General features: G+C 63.5%; 16 protein-coding genes. 8 read left to right on the top strand and 8 right to left on the bottom strand.

Going from position 1 to position 17,214, the window contains the following annotated elements:
* Window positions 1-130 precede the first annotated feature (130 nt).
* Window positions 131-2,269, top strand: a complete 2,139-nt coding sequence (acpA, locus tag JOD97_RS22530) for an acid phosphatase (RefSeq protein ID WP_209723615.1) — start codon at window positions 131-133, stop codon at window positions 2,267-2,269.
* 71 nt (window positions 2,270-2,340) lie between these two features.
* Here acpA and JOD97_RS22525 read toward each other — a convergent pair whose 3' ends face one another.
* Together JOD97_RS22525 and JOD97_RS22520 are read right to left on the bottom strand one after the other, a co-directional pair.
* Window positions 2,341-2,841, bottom strand: coding sequence for a hypothetical protein (locus JOD97_RS22525; protein ID WP_209723612.1), 501 nt, complete (start codon window positions 2,839-2,841; stop codon window positions 2,341-2,343).
* A 15-nt stretch (window positions 2,842-2,856) separates the two neighbouring features.
* Complete coding sequence (locus JOD97_RS22520) at window positions 2,857-3,168, bottom strand: NIPSNAP family protein (RefSeq protein WP_209723610.1); 312 nt, start codon at window positions 3,166-3,168, stop codon at window positions 2,857-2,859.
* Between the two features lie 116 nt (window positions 3,169-3,284).
* Here JOD97_RS22520 and JOD97_RS22515 point away from each other — a divergent pair, with 116 nt between their 5' ends.
* Window positions 3,285-3,785, top strand: a complete 501-nt coding sequence (locus tag JOD97_RS22515) for an Lrp/AsnC family transcriptional regulator (RefSeq protein WP_209723607.1) — start codon at window positions 3,285-3,287, stop codon at window positions 3,783-3,785.
* A 44-nt stretch (window positions 3,786-3,829) separates the two neighbouring features.
* On the opposite strand, the gene JOD97_RS22510 is transcribed toward JOD97_RS22515, so the two are convergent.
* The 4 genes from JOD97_RS22510 to yihA form a co-directional block, all read right to left on the bottom strand.
* A complete protein-coding gene (locus JOD97_RS22510) occupies window positions 3,830-4,420 on the bottom strand; it encodes a DUF308 domain-containing protein (RefSeq protein ID WP_209723604.1) in 591 nt (196 codons plus the stop codon).
* 90 nt (window positions 4,421-4,510) lie between these two features.
* The gene (locus tag JOD97_RS22505; protein ID WP_209723601.1) at window positions 4,511-5,095 is read right to left on the bottom strand and encodes a TetR/AcrR family transcriptional regulator; all 585 of its coding nucleotides are present in this window, start codon (window positions 5,093-5,095) and stop codon (window positions 4,511-4,513) included.
* Window positions 5,096-5,204: 109 nt separating this feature from the next.
* On the bottom strand, window positions 5,205-6,221 hold the full coding sequence (gene hemB / locus JOD97_RS22500; protein WP_209723598.1) for a porphobilinogen synthase: 1,017 nt from the start codon (window positions 6,219-6,221) through the stop codon (window positions 5,205-5,207).
* A gap of 30 nt (window positions 6,222-6,251) precedes the next feature.
* Window positions 6,252-7,019, bottom strand: a complete 768-nt coding sequence (gene yihA / locus JOD97_RS22495; RefSeq protein ID WP_209723595.1) for a ribosome biogenesis GTP-binding protein YihA/YsxC — start codon at window positions 7,017-7,019, stop codon at window positions 6,252-6,254.
* A gap of 147 nt (window positions 7,020-7,166) precedes the next feature.
* On the opposite strand from yihA, the gene JOD97_RS22490 reads away from it, so the two are divergent.
* The 6 genes from JOD97_RS22490 (at window position 7,167) to JOD97_RS22465 (ending at window position 13,864) form a co-directional block, all read left to right on the top strand.
* Window positions 7,167-7,832, top strand: coding sequence for a cytochrome c (locus tag JOD97_RS22490; RefSeq protein ID WP_209723592.1), 666 nt, complete (start codon window positions 7,167-7,169; stop codon window positions 7,830-7,832).
* Between the two features lie 126 nt (window positions 7,833-7,958).
* Window positions 7,959-10,046: a cytochrome c biogenesis protein ResB gene (locus tag JOD97_RS22485; protein WP_209723590.1), complete on the top strand. Its 2,088-nt coding sequence runs from the start codon at window positions 7,959-7,961 to the stop codon at window positions 10,044-10,046.
* A gap of 114 nt (window positions 10,047-10,160) precedes the next feature.
* Window positions 10,161-11,315 carry a c-type cytochrome biogenesis protein CcsB gene (ccsB, locus tag JOD97_RS22480; protein WP_209723587.1) on the top strand — a complete coding sequence of 385 codons (1,155 nt, stop codon included), beginning with the start codon at window positions 10,161-10,163 and terminating at the stop codon, window positions 11,313-11,315.
* Window positions 11,316-11,493: 178 nt separating this feature from the next.
* Window positions 11,494-12,471, top strand: coding sequence for a protein-methionine-sulfoxide reductase catalytic subunit MsrP (msrP, locus tag JOD97_RS22475; protein ID WP_209723584.1), 978 nt, complete (start codon window positions 11,494-11,496; stop codon window positions 12,469-12,471).
* A gap of 2 nt (window positions 12,472-12,473) precedes the next feature.
* Complete coding sequence (locus tag JOD97_RS22470) at window positions 12,474-13,091, top strand: sulfite oxidase heme-binding subunit YedZ (RefSeq protein ID WP_209723581.1); 618 nt, start codon at window positions 12,474-12,476, stop codon at window positions 13,089-13,091.
* 242 nt (window positions 13,092-13,333) lie between these two features.
* Window positions 13,334-13,864, top strand: coding sequence for a hypothetical protein (locus JOD97_RS22465; protein ID WP_209723578.1), 531 nt, complete (start codon window positions 13,334-13,336; stop codon window positions 13,862-13,864).
* Between the two features lie 37 nt (window positions 13,865-13,901).
* On the opposite strand, the gene JOD97_RS22460 is transcribed toward JOD97_RS22465, so the two are convergent.
* Entirely contained in the window at window positions 13,902-15,524 is a 1,623-nt protein-coding gene (locus JOD97_RS22460) for a family 43 glycosylhydrolase (protein WP_209723575.1), read from the bottom strand.
* 95 nt (window positions 15,525-15,619) lie between these two features.
* On the bottom strand, window positions 15,620-17,188 hold the full coding sequence (locus JOD97_RS22455; RefSeq protein ID WP_209723572.1) for a glycoside hydrolase: 1,569 nt from the start codon (window positions 17,186-17,188) through the stop codon (window positions 15,620-15,622).
* Window positions 17,189-17,214 lie beyond the last annotated feature (26 nt).

Genomic DNA, 17,214 nt, shown 5'->3' with positions numbered 1-17,214 from the left:
ATATGACATGACGACTACATGACTGTTAGAAAACGATACAAAACGATACGTTTCCAGCCCTGCCATTTCATCGTCCTGACATATTCGCCGCCTAGCATGAGCCGCTTTCATCCACCCACAAGGCAAGAACATGACATCCAAACTGAAAACGGTGCTGCGCCCACTGCCGTTGCTGCTGCTGGCGGCCGGCCTCGGCGCCGGACTGATCGCCTGCGGCAGCTCGTCCGGCGACGTACCGACCCTGTCCGGCCAGGTGGTTGGCAGTTATTACGAAAATGCCTCGGTCTGCCTGGAAAGCAGCAGCGTCAAGCTGACCTGCGACAGCAACTCGGGCAGCGCGCGCACCGGCGCCGACGGCGGCTTCAAAGTGACCGGCGCCGGCAGCGGCGCGCTGCTGGTCACCGTCGACACCGACGCCATCCGCCACGACGCGCCCGGCGACGCCGGCACCAAGGTTACGCAAAAGCTGGTGTTCCGCGCGCCCAACGGCCACACCGGCATCATCGACGCCATCAGCACCGAGCTGAGCGCCATCATGGACGCCAACGGCGGCGACTTCGCCAAGGCCAGTGCGCAACTGGCGGCGCGCATCGGCGTGGCCGAAAGCAATCTGCTGGCCGACGTCAACAAGGTTAGCGGCGACGACCAGGCCAGGCTGAAAGCGGAAAACGACAACTTCACCGCTGTCATCGCCGCCGCCGCCACGCAGGCCGCCAGCGCCGACGTGGCCGCCGCCATCAGCGCCGGCGCCGCGCTGGGCAACATCAAGAACATCGTCGTCATCTACGCCGAGAACCGCGGCTTCGACAATCTGTACGGCCTGTTCCCCGGCGCCAACGGCGTACCCGGCGTCAATCCGACCTCGACCGGCGGCTACGTGCCGCAGAAGGACGTCGACAACAGCACGCTGCCGGTGCTGCCGCCGACCTGGGGCGGCATGACCGCCGCCGGCCAGAGCGTGGTGGTGACGCAGGCGCAGTCGGCCGGCCTGCCCAACAAGCCGTTCCAGATCGACGACGCCAACAGCCCGATCGGGCTGCCGCAGTCGGTCATCACGCGCGACCTGGTGCACCGCTTCTACAACAACCAGATGCAGATCAACGGCGGCGCCAACGACAAGTTCGCGCTGTATTCGGATGCCGGCGGCCTGAGCATGGGCTACTACGACGGCAGCAAGATGAAGATGTGGGACATCGCCAGGCAGTACGCGCTGGCCGACAACCTGTTCATCGGCGCCTTCGGCGGCTCCTTCCTGACCCACCAGTACCTGATCTGCGCCTGCGCGCCGCAATACCCGAACGCCGACAAGTCGGTGGCGGCCGGCGCGATCTCGAAGATCGATGTCGACGCCAAGGGCAACTTCGTGCGCCTGACGCCGTCGGCCACGTCGCCCGGCAGCGTGCTGAACGGCGCGCAGACCTACGCCAACGACGGCGCGCTGACGCCGGCCGACGCCAGCGGCATGTTCTACGCGGTCAACACCATGCAGCCGCCGTACCAGCCGAGCAGCAACGCCCCGGCCGGCGCCGACGCCAGCCACCTGTTCGCCGACACGGCCAAGGCCAACACGCTGCCGCCGCAGACGCAGAAAAACATCGGTGACATGCTGACCAGCAAAAACGTCGACTGGGCCTGGTACGCCGGCGCCTGGAACAGCACCACCGCCAACGCCACCTCGGCCACGCGCGGCGCCTTCGCCAATCCGCCCAACTTCCAGTTCCACCACCAGCCGTTCAACTACTACGCCAACATGGATCCGGTGAAGAACGCGGCCTACCGCGCGGCGCACCTGAAGGACTACGACACCCAATTCGTGGCCGACGTCGCCGCCGGCACGCTGCCGCCGGTGGCCTTCTACAAGCCGCAGGGCAACCTGAACCAGCACGCCGGCTACGCCTCGGTGGCCGACGGCGACGCCCACATCGCCGACGTCATCGCCAGGCTCAAGCAGAGCCCGCAGTGGAAGAACATGCTGGTCATCGTCACCTACGACGAGAACGGCGGCTTCTACGACCACGCCGCGCCGCCGAAGGGCGACAGCTGGGGGCCGGGCACGCGCGTGCCGGCCATCATCGTGTCGCCGTTCGTTAAGAAGGGTTCGGTCGACCACACGCAGTACGACTCGGCGTCCATCCTGCGCGCCATCACCCACCGCTTCAACCTGCCGGTGCTCGACGGCCTGACGGTGCGCGACAAGGCGCTGGCGGCCAACGGCGCCAAGCCGATGGGCGACTTCAGCGCGGCGCTGGCGTTGACGCCGCAGGAGTAGGCTGCTTTGGAAATGGCCGGGATCGCGCCCGGTCATTTTTCCCGTCGGCGGCGGCTTGCTTCGCGGCCTTGCTATTGCCGCCGGCTTCGTTTCTCGAAGACCATGGACCAGTTCATCTCCCAGGTTCTGCCGTGGTCTTCCGACATGGACTGTTCCCATCGAGGCCGGTCACCCTCGACATCGGACCACGTGTAGCGTACCCGTACAGCTCGTCCATTGAATGTGTCTTCGCCCTCGAAAAGACCGATCCCGTTGTCGAATTTGCCGACCACCGGCGGCAGCAACGTGCCCGATCGTTCGAGTCCGCCGTTCTTATTGTCCAGCCAGTAAATGCTCCATAGCCCGGTTTCTGGATTAAACAGGCGCAGCGATAGTCCGACGTATCCGGGGCGCCACGCGTCCGCCACAAAATCGTCGTAATTGCCTATGCCGCCCGGCAGCGCGCGATTGGTCTGCCAGGCGTCGAATTCTTCCCACTCGTCGCAGCCACTTAATCTTTCGACGAGGCGGCGATTGCGCACCTTCCAGTCGCCCAGCAGGAAGTCGAAGCTGCTGCCGTTACTGTTATTCATCGATCGCTCTTTCCGTTATTTGAGTAGGTGGGCGGGAACGACCACCGTGTTGTAGGTCTCGATGCAATCCATGATCGCGTCCCGAGGGCCGCGAAGCCATGCCTGACTGCGGTAAAATTCATCCTGGCTTTCGGCGCGATGGTGTAAATCCTTATAGCCGCGCATGAGCAGGTATGCATTTTCACAGTGCAGTGACGGAACCGCGGCCAAGACCGCCATTCCGGCGCGATCCAATAACGGCAAGGACTGCTCCCGCATCAGATGGTCGAAGCGCGCCGCCGATCCGGCTTTAAGTTGGTAGCTCCTGATTTCTATGATCGTATTCATGTTTTTCCTTTGCCAGAGCCGCCCATGGTACGCGGGCGCGCAGGGATGAACCATGAGCGACCCAAGGAATTTCAAGCGCGATTCTGGAGAATTGAAGGTTTTTTAAGGAGTTTGCTTTGTCTTTCGATTTGGATGGTTACGACCGCAAGATCCTGGCCCTGTTACAGGAGGATGCGCGATTGTCGTATTCCGAAATAGGGCGCCGAATCCACTTGACCCCACCGGCGGTGACAGAGCGCATACGCAGACTTGAGGAGGCCAACGTCATTCAAGGCTATTGCGCGCGCGTCAACCTTAGGGAACTCGGATATAGCTTCGAGACATTCGTCAGAATCACCGTCGACTCGCACGAGCTGCTCGACGCGTGGGCGCTTGCCCATCCCGAAGTGCTTGCGCTGCACTCGACCACCGGCTCCGACTGCGCGTTGCTGCGGATCGCCGTCGGCGCGCCGGAACACCTTGAGGCACTGCTCATGTCGCTATCGAAGATCGGCAAGACGGCCACTTCAATCGTGCTGTCGACCAAACTGGAAACGCGACCACGCGTGCCGGCGGATCAAATCATCAGCACCGACGCGGCGAGTATCAATGGGGTCAAGTCTAACATTCGTACATGAGTTCGCTAATAACGACGTTCTAGGGCCGAGCTCGTGTTGGATTGTTAGACTTGACCCCGAGGGTTTTGGCCTCGGCGGCGCCATGCGGCAAAACTCAAGGACAGCGCCGACACCAGGAAGTAGAACGCGCCAAAACCCGCATAGCCGGCGACCGTTGCGATTGATGGCATCGCGGGCATCTGCGCCTGGGAGATGAAGAACGCGCCAGCCAGCGCCGATTGCCCGCCGCTTAGTATCATCGCCCACTGCGCGCCGTTGGCCTTCCAGCGGCGCAGCGCCGTGCCAAGCTGGAGCAGACCGGACACAATCGCCCAGCCGCCGAAGACGCCCAGCACCCGGTGCATGTCGGGCAGGCTGATAATCAGTGCTAGCGCGACGGCCAGGCTGGCAAGGAAATTGAACAATTGCGTGCCGTTCTTCGCCAGGCCGCCGCTACGCTTGCTGTCTATGAAGTTCGATAAGGCATCCCATGCCGGATAGCCGACCAACAGTATCGCACTGGCCAGCGCCGACCCTTTGCCGACGGTCAGGGCCGCCACCACCCATATGGCCGAGAATCCGGCGCGGACGAAATAATAGCGCTGCAGCCAGCTTTCCTGCGCGGCGCGCCCGCTGGCATCGATTGATGTGGTCATATACTTCTCCATTTTATGTGGCATCCTACTAGTTGGTAGGCTTTCGGTTGAAAAATTCACCGCTATCGCAAAGCAGCTGGTCTATTTGAACTATGGTCGCGCCAGGTAGCGGCTCAACTGGCTGTTCGCTATCGTGCCGAACATTGTTGCATCGCCATATGCGCGGGCCGAGAGCATGGCGCCATGTATCGTGGCCATGAATATCTCGGCCTCCGTGTGTGGCGCATACATCCGCTGGATCGTTCCGTGTTGCATTCCCCGCTCCAGCACCGACGCCATCCACGCCGACAGAAAACGGAAGTAGGAACGCACTTCGACCGCCACTTCCTCCGGCAATATCGGCAGCTCCCCCGCCAGCAGCGCGCAGACACAAAACGGCGCGCTCATGTCCTCGATGCATTTCGCCCAGTACTGCACATAAGCGCGTAACTGCTCCACCGGATCGGCAATGGCTTGCTGCAGCTTCGCTATCCCTTCCTCCGTCGCCTGGCGATGTAGCACCACCAGCGCCCTGACCAAGTCGACCTTGTTCGGGAAGTGGTGATGAATGCTCGCCTTGCGGATGCCGACCACGTCGGCGATATCGGCATAGCTGAAGCCGTTGTAGCCGCCGGCGACGATGAGGGTGCGCGCGCAGGACAGAATCTGCTCGGCGGTGTTGGACAGTTTGTTCATGCACGCATCCTACCTTCTGGTAGGATGGCCGTCAAGCAAGGCGCCGGCCCGGCCCGCAAATAAAAATGGCCGGGATCGCGCCCGGCCATGTTCGTCCCGCTCGTCGCGCCTACTTGGCGGCCTTGAGCAGCCGCGCCACGTCCAGCGCGAAGTAGGTCAGCACGGCGTCGGCGCCGGCGCGCTTGAACGCCAGCATCGATTCCATCATCACCTTGTCGTGGTCGAGCCAGCCGTTTTGCGCGGCCGCCTTGATCATCGCGTACTCGCCGCTAACCTGGTAGGCGAAGGTCGGCACCTTGAACTCGTCCTTGACGCGGCGCACGATGTCCAGGTACGGCATGCCCGGCTTGACCATCACCATGTCGGCGCCCTCGGCCAGGTCCAGGCCCACTTCGCGCAGCGCCTCGTCGGAATTGGCCGGGTCCATCTGGTAGGTGTTCTTGTCGCCCTTGCCCAGGTTGGCGGCCGAGCCGACCGCGTCGCGGAACGGACCGTAGAACGCCGACGCGTACTTGGCCGAATACGCCATGATGCGCGTGTGGATGTGGCCCTTTTCCTCGAGCGCGGCGCGGATCGCGCCGATGCGCCCGTCCATCATGTCCGACGGCGCCACCACGTCGACGCCGGCGTCCGCGTGGCACAGCGCCTGGCGGATCAGCATGTCGGTGGTGACGTCGTTGATCACGTAGCCGTGCTCGTCGATCAGGCCGTCCTGGCCGTGGCTGGTGTACGGGTCGAGCGCGATGTCGGTCAGGATGCCCAGCTCCGGGAACGCCTGCTTCAGGGTGCGCACCGCGCGCGGCACCAGCCCGTCCGGGTTGGCGGCCTCGGCGCCGTCCGGCGTCTTTTTGGCCACGTCGATGACCGGGAACAGCGCCAGCACCGGCACGCCCAGCGCCACGCATTCCTCGGCCACCTTCAGCAGCAGGTCGACCGAGACCCGCTCCACGCCCGGCATCGACAGCACCGGCTCGCGCTGGTGCGTGCCTTCGAGGATGAACACCGGGTAGATCAGGTCCGACGCGCTGACCGCGTTCTCGCGCATCAGCGCGCGGGAGAACGGGTCGCGGCGCATGCGGCGCATGCGGATACCGGGGAATTGGGCGGGAACGTGGGGCGTGTGCATCGTGAAAACTTTCCTAATGTGGTGACGGGATTACTGCGCGTCCGGCTTTTCGTCCTGCTTGGCGTGCGGCTGCTCCGCGTCCGCGTCGACGTCGTCTTCCATCTCGATCAGCGCGACCTGCGCTGCCGCCTCGTCGTCGGTGACGCCGGCCAGCTCCAGGATCTTGTCGTTGGCCTCGTCGATGCCGATGCGCTTGAGCGCGGAGAACAGTTGCACCGTGAACGGGAAGCCTTCGCCGTCCTCGTCGACATAGCTGTCGAGCTTGGCCTTGGCCTGGCGCAGCACGTTGACCGATTCGTTGCGGTTCAACTTGTCAACCTTGGTCAGGATGCAATGGATCGGCTTGCCGGTCGGCGCGAACCATTCGAGCATCTGAATGTCGAGCTCGGTGAACGGGCGGCGCGAATCCATGATCAGGATCAGCGCGGCCAGCTGTTCGCGCCGCTGCACGTAGTCGCCCAGCAGGCGCTGCCAGTGCAGCTTGGCCGAACCGGACACCTCCGCGTAGCCGTAGCCGGGCAGGTCGACCAACAGGCATTCGATTTCCTCGACGATGGTCGGGTCCTTGCGGTGCTGGGCGACGTGCGCGCCGCCGATCGAGAAGTAGTTGATGTGCTGGGTGCGGCCCGGGGTCTTGGAGGCGAACGCCAGCCCTTTCTGGTTGCACAGGATGTTGATGGCGGTCGATTTGCCGGCGTTGGAGCGACCCGCAAAGGCGATCTCAGGCACCGTGGTATCGGGCAGATCACGCAATTGGTTGACGGTCGTAAAGAAGCGGGCTTGCCAGAGTTTGGACATGGGATGGGGAAAAATGCAACAAAAGGGAGCAAATATGCTGGAAAGCTATTGTACAATGAGTGGTTACGAAGTGTTGCCATGCATATTTCGTGCTAGCGTGGGCGACAGTTTCGAATAATCTTTTTAGACTCGTCTCAGGGTGCTTGAATGAATCGTGTGTTTTCACCATTTGTAAAATCCTTGCTCATCGCTCTGCTGGCAGTGTCTGCCTCCGCCTCCGCCGAAGAGAAAAAAACCGCCGCCGCGCCGAAGATCGACGCGGCCAAGGGTGGTGCCCTGTACACCGACGGCGACAACGCGCGCGGCCTGCCGGCCTGCGTTTCCTGTCATGGCGCCAACGGCAATTCGACCATCGCGGTCAATCCCAAGCTGTCGGCCCAGCACCAAAGCTATATTTACAAGCAGTTGGTGAACTTTACCACCGCCGAGCGGAATCAACCGGTGATGACGACCTACGCCAAGATGCTGACGGACGAGGAAAAGCACAACGTCGCGGCCTGGCTGTCGGCCCAGGCCGTCAAGCCGGGCGCCGCCAAGAACAAGGACACCATCGATCTGGGCAAGAAGATCTATCGCGGCGGCATCGCCGAGAAGAACGTGCCGGCCTGCGCCAGCTGTCACGGCGCCAGCGGCAACGGCATTCCGGTCCAGTATCCGCGCCTGGCCGGCCAGCACCAGGATTACACGGTCGCCCAGCTGGGCCTGTTCAAGAGCGGGGCCCGCAAGAACAGCGCGCAGATGACCACGATCGCCCAGCGCATGTCGGACGACGAGATGAAGGCGGTCGCCGATTACGTCGCCGGCTTGAAATAAACCCGCGGTCACCGCGCGGCCGGTGACGCGGGTTGGAAACAGGGGCGGCCGCGCGAGCGGGCCGCCCTTTTTGTTGATGCCGGGTGATACACTCGGTAGCCGCATTTTTTTTGAGACGTCCCACGCATGAGCAGCCCCAGCACCACCGGTATCGAACTGAAGACACGCCGCCCCCTCGTCGGCGAGATCGTTGAACTGATTTCCTCCATGCGCTTCGCCATCGCGCTGCTGGCGATGATCGCCATCGCCGCCGTCATCGGCACGGTGATGAAGCAGAACGAGGCGACGTCGAACTACATCAACCAGTTCGGGCCGTTCTGGTTCGAGGTGTTCGGCAAGATTGGCCTGTACGCGGTGTACTCGGCGTGGTGGTTCCTGCTGCTGATGGGCATGCTGGTGACGTCGACCTCGCTGTGCATCGCGCGCAACGCGCCCAAGATGATCAAGGACATGCGCAGCTGGCGCGAGAACGTGCGCGAGCAGTCGCTGCTGAACTTCCACCACAAGATGCAGTGGCGTGCGCCGCTGGCGCGCGCGGCGCTGGCGCAACAAACCGCCGCCCGCCTGGCCGACGCCGGCTACCGGGTCAAGCTGGTCGACAAGGGCCACGGCACCTTGCTGGCGGCCAAGCGGGGCGCGGCCAACAAGTTCGGCTACATCTTCGCGCACTCGGCCATCGTGATCATTTGCGTCGGCGCCTTGTTCGATTCGGACATGCCGATCCGCTTCCAGGAATGGTTCCTCGGCAAGACGCCGTTCAGCGGCAGCGGCCTGATCTCGGCGGTGCCGCCGCAGCACCGCCTGAGCACGGCCAACCCCACCTTCCGCGGCAACACGCTGATCCCCGAGGGCGCCTCGAGCGACAGCGCGCTGCTGCAGCGCGCCGACGGCGTGCTGATCCAGGAACTGCCGGTGACCATCCACCTGAAGAAATTCACCATCGATTTCTACAGCACCGGCATGCCCAAGCTGTTCGCCAGCGAGGTCGAGGTCAAGGACCACGCCAGCGGCGAGGTGGTCAAGGCCGTCATCGAGGTCAACAAGCCGTTGCTGTACAAGGGCCTGGCGATCTACCAGTCCAGCTTTGAGGACGGCGGCAGCAAGCTCAAGCTGACCGGCTTCCCGATGACCGGCGCCGACACCACGCCGTTCGCCATCGCCGGCGAGGTCGGCGGCAACACGGCGCTGGGCAAGGAATACACGGTCGAGTGGTCGGGCTTCCGTCCGTTCAACGTCGAGAACCTGGCCGGCCAGGACGCGCGCGCCGTCACCCAGGGCAAGAGCCTGCAGGAACAGTTCGCGCAGGGCTTCGACAAGCACACCGGCTCGGCCGGGCGCAACGCCAACAACAAGGATTTGAAGAACGTCGGCCCCAGCGTGCAGTACAAGCTGCGCGACAAGACCGGCCAGGCGCGCGAATTCCAGAACTACATGCAGCCGGTCACGATCGACGGCGCCACCGTGTTCCTGGCCGGCGTGCGCGCCAATCCGGCCGACGCCTTCAGCTTCCTGCGCATCCCGGCCGACGACGCCCACACCGTCAACGAGTGGATGCGCCTGCGCGCCGCGCTGACCGACCCGGCGCTGCGCGACGCCGCCGCCAAGCGCTACGCCGAACGCGCCGCGCCCAACGGGCCGAACGCGGCCACCTTGCGCGCGCAGATCGAGGCGTCGGCGCAGAAAAGCCTGACCCTGTTCGCCGGCGACAGCAAGGCGGCCGGCTTCCTGGCCATTTCGCAATTCCTGGAAAAAGTGCCGGAGGAGGGCCGCCGGAAGACCGCCGAGGTGTTCATGAAGATCCTCAACGGCAGCATGTGGGAGCTGTGGCAGGCCGCGCGCGCCAAGGCCGGCCTGGCGGACGTGAGCGCCGACGAGAACCACGGCCGCTGGCTGATGCTGGCCACCAACGCGCTGTCGGACGCGTTCTTCTACGGCGCGCCGGTGTATTTGCAGCTCGACGAGTTCGTCGAGGTCAAGGCGTCGGTGTTCCAGGTGACGCGCTCGCCGGGCAAGAACGTGGTCTACCTCGGCTGCGCGCTGCTGGTGCTGGGCGTGTTTTCGATGTTCTACATCCGCGAGCGCCGCCTGTGGGTGTGGATCAAGGACGAGGCCGATGGCGCCGAGGCGCTGATGGCCATGAGCACGCAGCGCAAGACGCTCGACTTCGAACGCGAATTCGAGACTTTGAAGGAAAAGCTGCCGCAGTCGGCTTAAGGATCGCCACGCCCGCCGGCGTGGCGATCGGAGTAGACTATGGCAACGAAGTAGCAACGAAGTAGCAACGAAGCGGCAAACCAAGCGGCAAACCAAGCGGCACCGGAGAACACAATGGAACTCACTAAAACTCAGCAAACCTATATTCAGGCGCCCGGCTACTTCCAGCGATTGACGGCGGTCGACTGGATTTTCGCGCTGGCGCTGCTGGCCGGGTCGGTGTTCGGCCTGAACCGCTACGGCCACTACATGGACATCTACGAAAAGGCCATCTTGCTGCTGGCCGCGCCCACCTTCGCCGCGCTCGGCTGGCATTGGAAGCCGGTGCGCTGGCTGATGCCGCTGGTGGCGCTGCTGTCGTTGTGGGCGATCTCGATGTACGCCGGCCAGCTCGACATGGCCGGCACCAAATTCTGGCTGCGCTACATGCTGTCGAGCCAGTCGGCGATCCTGTGGATGAGCGTGATGTTCTGCCTGTCGACCTTGTTCTACTGGATAGGCTTCGCCGGCCGCTCCGACGCCATCTCCAGCCTCGGCTCCAAGCTGAGCTGGGCCGCCGTGGTGCTGGGCCTGACCGGCATGATGGTGCGCTGGTACGAGTCCTACCTGATCGGCGCCGACGTCGGCCACATTCCGGTGTCGAACCTGTACGAGGTGTTCATCCTGTTCTCGCTGATCACCGCGATGTTCTACCTGTATTTCGAGCAGCGCTACGCCACCCGCCAGATGGGTCCGTTCGTGCTGCTGGTCATCAGCGCCGCGATCGGCTTCCTGTTCTGGTACACCACCTCGCGCGACGCCGCCGACATCCAGCCGCTGTTGCCGGCGCTGCAAAGCTGGTGGATGAAGATCCACGTGCCGGCCAACTTCATCGGCTACGGCAACTTCGCGCTGGCGGCGATGGTCGCGGCGGCCTACCTGCTGAAGACTTCGGGCTACCTGCAGGACCGGCTGCCGTCGGCCGAGGTGCTCGACGACGTCATGTACAAGGCCATCTCGGCCGGCTTCGCCTTCTTCACCATCGCCACCATCCTCGGCGCGCTGTGGGCGGCCGAGGCGTGGGGCGGCTACTGGTCGTGGGACCCGAAGGAGACCTGGGCGCTGATCGTTTGGCTCAACTACGCGGCCTGGCTGCACATGCGGCTGATGACGGGGCTGCGCGGCCGTCCGGCGGCGTGGTGGGCGCTGGTGGGCTTGCTGGTGACGACGTTCGCCTTCCTGGGCGTGAACATGTTCCTGTCGGGTCTGCATTCCTACGGCAAGCTGTAAACCCGCAACCCCGCAACGATGGGGTCGTACCCCTGGGGGTACGACCCCTGGTGGCCGTGCGGGTTGTGTGGTTGACAATAAAATGTAATCGCAATGTAATCGGCGGCTTGCTTCGATTGGTGTAATGTTCTGGCTATGCCAAGACCAAGTCTCAACCTTGCACCTTTCTGGAGTCAACATGCTGATCAAGCGTAGCCCCAACGGTATCGAGCTGCCGTTTTCGTCGGAAATCACGCCGCGCGAACTGTACGAATCGCGCCGCGGTTTCATGAAGCAGATCGCCCTCGGCGCCGTCGGCGGCGCCGCGTTGCTGGAGATGGCCAACCGCGAAGCCTTCGCGCAGGGCACCAATCCCAAGTTGGCCGCCAAGCTCAATCCGGCCTACTCGGCGCTCGACAAGCAGACGCCGTACAAGGACGCCACCACCTACAACAACTTCTACGAGTTCGGCACCGACAAAAGCGACCCGGCGCAAAACGCCGGCACCTTGAAAACCCGTCCGTGGACCGTCGCCATCGAGGGCGAGGTCAAGAAGCCGATGACGCTCGACATCGACGCGCTGCTGAAGCTGGCGCCGCTCGAGGAGCGCGTCTACCGGCTGCGTTGCGTGGAGGGGTGGTCGATGGTGATCCCGTGGATCGGCTATTCGTTCTCCGAGATCATCAAGAAGGTCGAGCCGACCGGCAACGCCAAGTACGTCGAATTCATCTCGCTGGCCGACAAGAAGCAGATGCCGGGCGTCGGCAGCCGGGTGCTGGACTGGCCGTACACCGAGGGGCTGCGCATCGACGAGGCCAATCATCCGCTGGCGCTGCTGACCCTGGGCATGTACGGCGAAACCCTGACCAACCAGAACGGCGCGCCGGTGCGCATGGTGCTGCCGTGGAAGTACGGCTTCAAATCGGCCAAGTCGATCGTCAAGATCCGCTTCGTCAAGGAGCAGCCGCGCACCTCGTGGAACATCTCGGCGCCGCGCGAGTACGGCTTCTACTCCAACGTCAATCCGGAAGTCGATCACCCGCGCTGGTCGCAGGCGTCCGAGCGCCGCATCGGCGAGGACGGCTTCCTGGCCCGCAAGCGCAAGACCTTGATGTTCAATGGTTATAACGACGTCGCGCCGCTGTATGCCGGCATGGATCTGAAGAAGTTCTTCTAAACATGGTTTTCAATCCAACCGCGCGGCAGGCGAGCCTGATCAAGGCCGCCGTCTTCGTGCTGGCGCTGATGCCCTTGCTGCGCATGGTGTACCTGACGCTGACCGGGCAACTGGTCGAGCCGCTGGAGTTCATCACGCGCGGCACCGGCGACTGGACCTTGTACTTCCTGTGCTTCACGCTGGCGGTGACGCCGCTGCGGCGGCTGACCAAGTGGAACTGGCTGATCAAGCTGCGCCGCATGCTGGGCTTGTATATGTTTTTCTACGGCTGCCTGCACTTCATGACGTTCCTGTGGTTCGACCACTTCTTCGACTTCGCGGAGATGTGGAAGGACGTGCTCAAGCGGCCGTTCATCACGGTCGGCTTCATCGCCTTCGTGCTGCTGATACCGTTGGCGGTGACCAGCACCAACGCCATGGTGCGACGGCTGGGCGGCAAGCGCTGGCAGTGGCTGCACCGGCTGATCTACGTGATCGCGCCGCTGGCGATCCTGCACTTCTGGTGGATGAAGGCTGGCAAGCACAACTTCACCCAGCCCATCATCTACGGCACGATCCTCGGCGTGCTGTTGCTGATGAGGGTCTACTGGGCGCGCATGAAGGCGAGGGCCGCCACCTGATCACATGGCCGGATGATCACGTAGGGCGGATTAGCGCAGCGTAATCCGCCAACCCGTCGAGCCGCCGACAGCTTGCGCGTCCCCAAAGGCCGCGCGTCCGGCCATCGCTACAATCGCCCGATGGCGAACGAAGACGACACCGCATACAAGCAACTGTTCGCGCATCCGGAAATGGTGCGCGACTTGCTGCTCGGCTTCGTTCCCGGCACCTGGGTACCAGCCTGGCCGATCTGATCGCGCCATTGCCACAGGATCTGCAACCGCTGCAAGCGGCACAGCGCTACATACTTGTCGATCAGCGGAGATTGAAACGTGACGCGTTAGCGCGGTTCGACAATTATGCAGCGACCGCATTCAGGGTGGACAGACTGGAGACTACGCGGGAAATTTCCGATGAACTTGAAGAATGGCGGCGGTCGACACCGTTGGTATCGACATCGACCGTACATCAAGCGATCACGCGCTGGGCTGCGCATCGTTTGCGCCGCAGGGGGCAGCGGCGTATCATTGGTTTGACTGGTGCCAGCAAGGAGGTCGAAGCGATGAGCGTTCCAATTTTCTCTAGTCTCGATGATGCGCTGCGGTACGAGGCCCTGCTCGATGGTCATCGCGAGCGGCTGAAAAAAATGCTGATCAAACGTTTCGGTCCGTTGTCGGCCCGGCTCAACAGACGCATCACTTATGCCGAAATGGATGATCTGGACCGATGGTTCGATCGCCTGCTCGACGCCAAATCGGTGCGGCAAGTCTTCGCCGATAAGCAACCAGCGTGAGCCGCGGCCGTAGCCGCGTCTGCATCGCTGGCCCGCGCTAAGCCAGCGCCCGATACCTGAAATCACGCAGCACCACACTGCCGCCGCCCGCGCTGTAGATCCCCACCTTCAAGCTCAGGAAGCCGCCGAACACATTGTGGTGGATGCCGGACACCTCCATGCGCAGCCCGTGCAGCACCCACGTCTTGCCATTGTCGTGCGAATAGCGGAACGTGACGATGTGCTCGTCATTGGTCATGCGCACCCGCACCGACGACGTCGCCCGCTTGGCGCGCATCCACGACTGCTCCTCGGCGTACTCGAAGGTCTTGACCAGCTCCGGCGTGAAGCCCAGCCCGACGAAGGCCTTGTGGTTGTAGAACAGCAGCAGGCCGGCCTCGGCCGGGCCTTCCAGGTCCATGCTCAGCTCGACTTCGTAGTTGCGGTCGCCCACGCCGCAGGTCAGCGGATGGCTGTCCGCCGGCGACGTGCCGCGGCCGGCGATCCGCAAGCCCTGCGCGGTGTAGCGCGCCCGCCGCATCTCGTCCGGCGCCGGATCGTGGAACGCCCATTGCACGCCGAAGCGGTCGCGCTTGAAATCGTCCGACAGCGCCCGCCCGGACGGCCCGGCCTTGCCGCCCTTCGGTTTGGCCAGCGGCTTGGACAGATCGCCGCCGAGCGCGCGGAACCAGCCGTCGTCGGTCCATTCCATCGGTTCGAGCAGGGTCTGGCGGCCCAAGGTGCGGTAACCGTTCTCGTAGCCGTGGTACACCATCCACCAGTCGCCGGCCGGACCCTCGACCAGCGTGGCGTGGCCGCGCGACCACCACGGCTCGGCCGTGCCCAGCGTGCGCACCAGCGGGTTGTGCGGGCAATGCTCCCACGGCCCGTGGATCGACGTCGAGCGCGCGGCGATGACCATGTGCCCGGTCACCGGTCCGGCCGTGCCGCCGACCGCCGTCACCAGGTAGAACCACTTGCCGCGCCGAAGCAGCTTGGGGCCCTCGGGCGCGAAATTCTCCACCACCCAGTCGTCGGGATAGCGCCACGGCTGATAGGCTTGCTCCAGCTGGCCGTCGGTGGCCAGGCCGTCGTCGCGCAGGCGGATCTTGCGGATGCCGTTGACGAACAGGTAGCGCTTGCCGTCCTCGCCGACGATGTGGCCGGGGTCGATGCAGCCGCCGATCTTCAGGTCGACCGGATCGCTCCATGGCCCCTCGATGCGGTCGGCCCAGATGGCGTAGATCGACCAGGTGTTGCCGTCGGGCGCCGCCGGGATGTAGATGAAATATTTGCCGCCGTGCTTGCACAGGCCGACGGCCCAGATCGTGCCCAGCGGCTTCGACAGTGCCGGGCCGATCGGCCGCCAGTTCACCAGGTCGGTCGAATGCCAGATGACCAGGCCGGGGTAGGAGTAGAACGACGAGTAGGTCAGATAGTAGTCGCCGCCGTCCTTGAGAATGGTCGGGTCGGGATGGTCGCCGGCGATGATCGGGTTGAGATAGGTGCCGTCGCCCTGGTCGGCCTGGCGCTGTCCCTCGACGCCGCGGCGCCACTGGCGCGCGGCGTTGGTGGCGGGGCCGGTGGTGCATTCCGCTGCCGGCGCGAGGCCCGGCGCGATGCCGAGCCCGGCGCCGGCCACCAGCGTTTTGAACGCGTCTCTGCGCGATTGATTGGTCACCCGATGTCTCCATTCAAAATAAACAGGTGGGCGAAGGCCTTACGGCCCCGCCCGTGTAGAAATGGTGGACCTGACCCCGGAGTTGGAGGCCGGACTTATTTGCCGGTGGTCAGCTTGAGCAAGTAGACGTCGTTTTCACGCAGCGGCAGCGACACGCTGGCGCGGCCGTCGGCGCCCACGCGCACCGTGCGGCGCTGGGACGGCTTGCCGGTGGCTTCCGACTTCAATGCGTCCACTTGCGGCCGGGTCAGCTGCTTCGGCGAGCCCATGTCGATGAACGCGGTGTAGGCGTCGTTCTTCCGGTAGCCGACCTGCGCGATGCTCAGGTTGTAGACGCCCGGCTTCAAGCCCTGCAGTTTGACGTCGACCTTGCCCTTGTCCTTGGGCGGCAGGTCCTTGATGAAGTATTGCTGGTTGTTGATGCCGTCCGGCAGCGTGTGGGTGTAGTCCCACAGCAGCACCTGCACCTCGCCCTTGGCGTTGACCGTCGCCAGCGAGTGGGCGTCTTTGTTCTTCAGCTCGGTGTCGGCCAGCTGGTTGAGGAACTGGTAGGCGAAATAGGCCGGCTTCTTGATGCCCTGCGTGTTCATCAGGCCGAACCCGCCGTGGAAGGCCTCGAAGCGCGGGCCCGGCTCTTCAAAGATGTCGGTGAAGACCCAGTACGACATCGATTGCGCGGCGTTGCCGACCTGCTTGAGCTTTTGCAGGATGTAGGCGGCCTGGTGGTAGCTGTCGTGCGTCGGATCGGACGGCGTGTACGAGGAGCTCCATTCGGTGTAGTGCAGCTCGAGCTTGGGCATCGCCGACGCTTCGATTTCCTTGCGGTTGCGCTGTACGTCGCCGCTGATCGCGCCCTCGTCCTTGCTGAGCACGGTGCCCTTGGTGCCGAATTCGTCCAGATAGCCTTCGCCGACGCCGTAGGTGTGCGTGCTGACGAAGTCGAGCGGAACATTGTTCTTGGCGCAGTAGGCGATCATCTCAGGAATCCAGGCCGCGCCGGCGGTGGCCGGGCCGCCCACCTTGTAGGCCGCGTCGACGCTCTTGACGCCGCGCGCGGCGTGCGCGTACAGCTTGAAATAGTCGGCCTGGGTGCCGGCCCAGAAGCCGTCCAGGTTGGGTTCGTTCCACACTTCGAAGTACCACGACGCCACCTCGGCGCGCCCGTAGCGCTCGGTCCAGTGCCGGGTCAGGGTCTGTACCAGTTTTTCCCAGCGCTCGTAGCTGTTCGGGGGCGTGACGTTGCCGCGCCACCAGAAGATGGTCTTGTTGCCGCTGGCCAGCGCCGATGGCATGAAGCCCAGTTCGACAAACGGTTTGACGCCGATGCCCACCAGATAATCGAACAGCGAGTCGATATATTGGAAGTTATATTCGTCGTTGCCTTTGCTGTCGATCTTATACACCGCCATGTCGTCGGTGAGCAAACCGTGCATGCGGATATATTTAAATCCGGCGTCGCGTTTTATTTCCGCCAGTTGCTGTTGCCAATCTGCGCGCAGCCCCTCGTTCGCGCGCCCGGCGCCGATGGTGAAATTAAAGGTTTTATTCAGTTTCCCCTGGACCTGGCTGACATTCAAATCGACTACGCGTTCCTGGGCCTGGACTGCGGCGGGGGCCAACAGGGCGGCGCTGAGAAAAATCGCTGCGACGGAATTAAGATTCATTCGTTCGGCTTTCGTAAGGTGGACAA

Origin of the sequence: Duganella sp. 1411 (assembly GCF_017833525.1) — a bacterium.
GTDB lineage: Bacteria > Pseudomonadota > Gammaproteobacteria > Burkholderiales > Burkholderiaceae_D > Rugamonas.
Note: the sequence above shows the minus strand (reverse complement) of the source record. Positions and strands in the feature narration are given on the sequence as shown.